The organism is Carnobacterium sp. (genome assembly GCF_040274425.1).
In genome coordinates, this window is record NZ_JBEMBC010000142.1 from 1 (window position 1) to 3,971 (window position 3,971).

At 35.3% G+C, this 3,971-nt stretch carries 5 protein-coding genes; 3 read left to right on the plus strand and 2 right to left on the minus strand.

The annotated features are described in order from the left end of the window. From ABS911_RS14585 to ABS911_RS14595, 3 genes are all read left to right on the plus strand, one after another. On the plus strand, window positions 1-519 hold a 519-nt coding region (locus ABS911_RS14585), incomplete at its 5' end, for an MIP/aquaporin family protein (RefSeq protein ID WP_350468163.1). A 221-nt stretch (window positions 520-740) separates the two neighbouring features. Further along, window positions 741-1,508: a tyrosine-protein phosphatase gene (locus ABS911_RS14590; RefSeq protein WP_350468164.1), complete on the plus strand. Its 768-nt coding sequence runs from the start codon at window positions 741-743 to the stop codon at window positions 1,506-1,508. A 211-nt stretch (window positions 1,509-1,719) separates the two neighbouring features. Next, window positions 1,720-2,535: an SGNH/GDSL hydrolase family protein gene (locus ABS911_RS14595; RefSeq protein ID WP_350468165.1), complete on the plus strand. Its 816-nt coding sequence runs from the start codon at window positions 1,720-1,722 to the stop codon at window positions 2,533-2,535. A 24-nt stretch (window positions 2,536-2,559) separates the two neighbouring features. On the opposite strand, the gene ABS911_RS14600 is transcribed toward ABS911_RS14595, so the two are convergent. Together ABS911_RS14600 and ABS911_RS14605 are read right to left on the minus strand one after the other, a co-directional pair. Beyond that, window positions 2,560-3,021 carry a hypothetical protein gene (locus ABS911_RS14600; protein WP_350468166.1) on the minus strand — a complete coding sequence of 154 codons (462 nt, stop codon included), beginning with the start codon at window positions 3,019-3,021 and terminating at the stop codon, window positions 2,560-2,562. A gap of 111 nt (window positions 3,022-3,132) precedes the next feature. After that, window positions 3,133-3,971 (minus strand): nuclease-related domain-containing protein (locus tag ABS911_RS14605; RefSeq protein WP_350468167.1); only part of this gene is annotated, 839 nt, incomplete at its 5' end.

The window sequence follows — 3,971 nt, forward strand, 5'->3', positions numbered from 1 at the left end:
TTAAACCCAGCTGTAACACTTGGTATGGCTATTATTGGTAATTTTGATTGGGCATTAGTATTGCCGTTTATTATTGCTCAAGTACTTGGAGGTATTTTGGGAGCTGTTTTAGTTTGGTTAACTTACTTACCACACTTTAAAGAAACAAAAGATCAAGCTAGTATCTTAGGAACTTTTGCAACAGGTCCAGCTATTCGTAACACTGTTGGCAACGTAATGTCAGAAGTTATCGGTACATTCGTATTAGTATTTGCACTTATGATGTTTGGTAAAAACACATTTACTGATGGATTAAACCCATTAGTAGTTGGGGTCTTAATTCTTTCAATTGGTCTTTCTCTTGGAGGATCAACAGGATACGCAATCAACCCTGCACGTGACTTAGGTCCACGTATTGCGCATCAATTCTTACCTATCGCAAACAAAGGAAATTCTGACTGGGGTTACTCTTGGATTCCAGTAGTAGCACCAATGATCGGTGGAGCTATCGCTGCATTCCTTTATATTGCAATTACCTAAATTATAGCCAACAAAATGCCTTATGTTTCTACAACTAGTTTGTAGAGATGTGAGGCTATTTTTTTGGGGATTTAAGGAGGTTAATCCAGTAATTTTATTTCTGTAAGATGTATTCTTAGTTAAGAAAAAAAATAAGAAGAACCGGACCATCTAGCTTTTTTAAAAAGTTTGATTTATAATTAGCTATAATTTAAGTGAGCAAAACTAAAGGAGAAAAATACATGATTGATTTACATTGCCATATTTTACCAGGTATAGATGATGGGGCAAAAGATATGGAAGATTCTATGGACATGGCGCGCGAAGCTGTAGCCGAAGGAATCACACATATTTTAGCGTCACCACATTATAAAAATGGACATTGGGATAATGAAAAACAAGATATTTTGAGCTTAGTCGATGAAGTGCAGCAAGAACTAGATGCCAGAGGGATTCCACTAACTATTTTCCCTGGACAAGAAGTTCGCATCAATGGAGAATTTTTTGAAGATATTGAAGAAGATAAACTCCAATTTATTGATGAAGGAAACCAGTACATTTTAATTGAGTTTCCGACACCAACGATTCCTCAATATGCTGAAACACTTTTCTTTGAAATGCAAAGAGAGGGCATCACACCGATCATCGTTCATCCAGAACGGAATCATGCGATATTGAAAGATCCTAATAAATTGTTATCGTTTGTTGAAAAAGGTGCTTTGGCGCAACTAACGGCTGCTAGTTACACTGGGGGATTCGGTAAAGAGATCCAAAAAATCAGTAAGCAATTGATTGAAGCAAATTTAGTGCATTTTATTGCTTCGGATGCACACAATATTAGATCACGCTCATTTCTAATGAAAGAAGCGTATCAAAAATTAGAAAAAGAATTCGGTTCTGAAAAAGTAGCAGAGTACCATCAAGTTACTAAAGATTTGATCAATGGGGAATTCATTCATACTGCAACACCTCAACCAGTAAAGAAAGTTAAAGTCTTTGGGTTGTTTTAAATGAAATGGTTATAGCAATTTAAAAGAGCGCTTATTGCATTTGATGTGATAAACGTTTTTTTGTACATTCAGTGAAATGCAGATTGAATAAGTGAGCTAACATTTGATGGTCATTTTTAAAAACCAACTCTTCAAATAGTCGGAATTTTGCCTTATTTTACTGCTGTAAAACATGTTATACTTCATGGACTAATAGTTGGAGGGCTTTATTATGAAACTAACGAATAAATCACATCAAAAAAAATGGATCTTTGGGATAGTTATATTGCTGGTAGCTATTTTTATCTTCTTTTTTAATGCTACTCAAAAAAATAAAACGTTAGCTAAAGTGACCGAAAATTATCAATTGTCCGATACATATATGCAAGAAAGTTTGTTAGATCGTTCAAAATTTGTAACGGATCGCGATGGAGAAGTGACTATCGTTGTTTTAGGCAGCAGTGTAACCTTTGGAAAAGGAGCGACCGAAGCACAGCCTGTATGGGGTAAGTTACTTGAAGATGATTTGAATGAGCGTGACAGTATTCAAGCTAAAGTAATCAATCACGGTTACAATGGCTACAGTACAGCTGACCTGATTTCAAGAGGAAAAATTGATGCAGTTGTCAAAGACAAGCCAGATATTATTCTTTTTGAGTTGTGTTTGATCAACAATAATCGTTATCCGCAAAATAATGTCGATCAAACAAAATTAGATATTCAATGGATCATGGATCGCTTCAGTGAGGAGTTGCCGGATACATTAGTTGTTTTGCAAACTGCAAATCCTACTCTTTTTAATGATGTGTTTCTAGAAGATGGTAAAGTGACTTACGAACAATACAATAATGAAATTGCTGAATTTGTAACAGCACAACAATGGCCTTTTATTGATACCTATCATTTGATGCAAACTAAAATGGTAGACAAAAATCTAACGATTGAAGAAGTCTTAGCAGATGATGTCCATCCAAATGGACTAGGTTATGGTTTGTGGTTCGAGTTGTTGAATGAACGGCTAAATGTACCGATTAAAATGATGCATTAATAAAAAAGAAAGTCTCAAGAATTTCTATTCTTGAGACTTTCTTTTTTCGGATGGAGCAACGAGCCTTAGTTCGACTAACTCAAAGCCGATTTCCATTTGAGTAGGCATAATAAGCTTTAATTCGGTTAACTCAGAGCTGCTTACTGTTTGAGTAAGCATAATAAGCCTTAACTTGATTAACTCAGAGCTGTTTTCCATTTGAGTAGGCATAATAAGCTTTAATTCGATTAACTCAGAGCTGTTTTCCATTTGAGTAGGCATAATAAGCTTTAATTCAATTAACTCAGAGCTGTTTTCCATTTGAGTAGGCATAATAAGCTTTAATTTGATTAACTCAGAGCTACTTACTGTTTGAGTAAGCATAATAAGCCTTAATTTGATTAACTCAGAGCTGCTTACTGTTTGATTAAGCATAATAAGTCTTAATTCGATTGACTCAGAACAGAATTCCATTTGAGTAGGCATAATAAGCTTTAATTCAATCAATTAAGAACAAAATTCCGATAGAATAGACCTAATTTAAATGATTATGCCAAAAAGAACTCAATGGGGTGATACTCGTCTGATGACGAGTATCTATATCTTGCAAGGATTTTTTTATTCATAATAGGAACCATGAGTGGCTCCGCAAATTTTATAATTTTTTACTAATGTCCTTCTGACTCTTGCCATTGGAATTGTGGAACCGAGCCAATCATACATAATAGGAGTAGTTACTTTCGAATCAGGAAACAATAATTTGAAATCCTCTATTTGACGCAATGCTATTTCTTCGATTGGTGCTCTATGACCGCACGCTTTGCAGGAACAGGACCGTTGGGTAATTGTTAAATCAGAGGAGCCGCATTCGATACACCATAATCCTTTTTTGAGGAGATCATAAGTATAATTCGGAAATTTCTGTTGAAAAGCGGATTCGTTCTGATGCTCTTTTATCATTTTATCTGCAAAATAATGATGTTTTTTTGACAGTGGTAAGGCACGCTGGTTCATTCGAAAAAAGTGCTCTCGGATTTGTGTAGGAAAAATGATTGGACTTCCGGGTGGTGCGTTATATAGTGTGAAAGCAGGATTTACAAAAATGAGAGCAGGATCAAACGTCAGCTTGACATTCCATTTACTCAATAGTTGCCGCATCTTTGTAGAAGTCTCATCTAATTTATTCAATGGATTCCCAACTTCTTTGCCGGAAAATGTCAAGAGATGGTGCGAGTTGAATTGGAAACTTCCTTCATAATTTTTCACTTCAAATAACAAGACTTTGTCGCCCGTCAGAATCAATGAATCAACTTGAAATGTGCTTCCTTTTTCTGTAAATAGCAAATCGTTTAACACCAATGCGTCCATATCTAAAAATTCTTCTACCAGTGAATCAAACAATATCTCTCCTTCAAATCCTTTTTGCATATTCAACAAATGAACTGCTTCTTCATCAG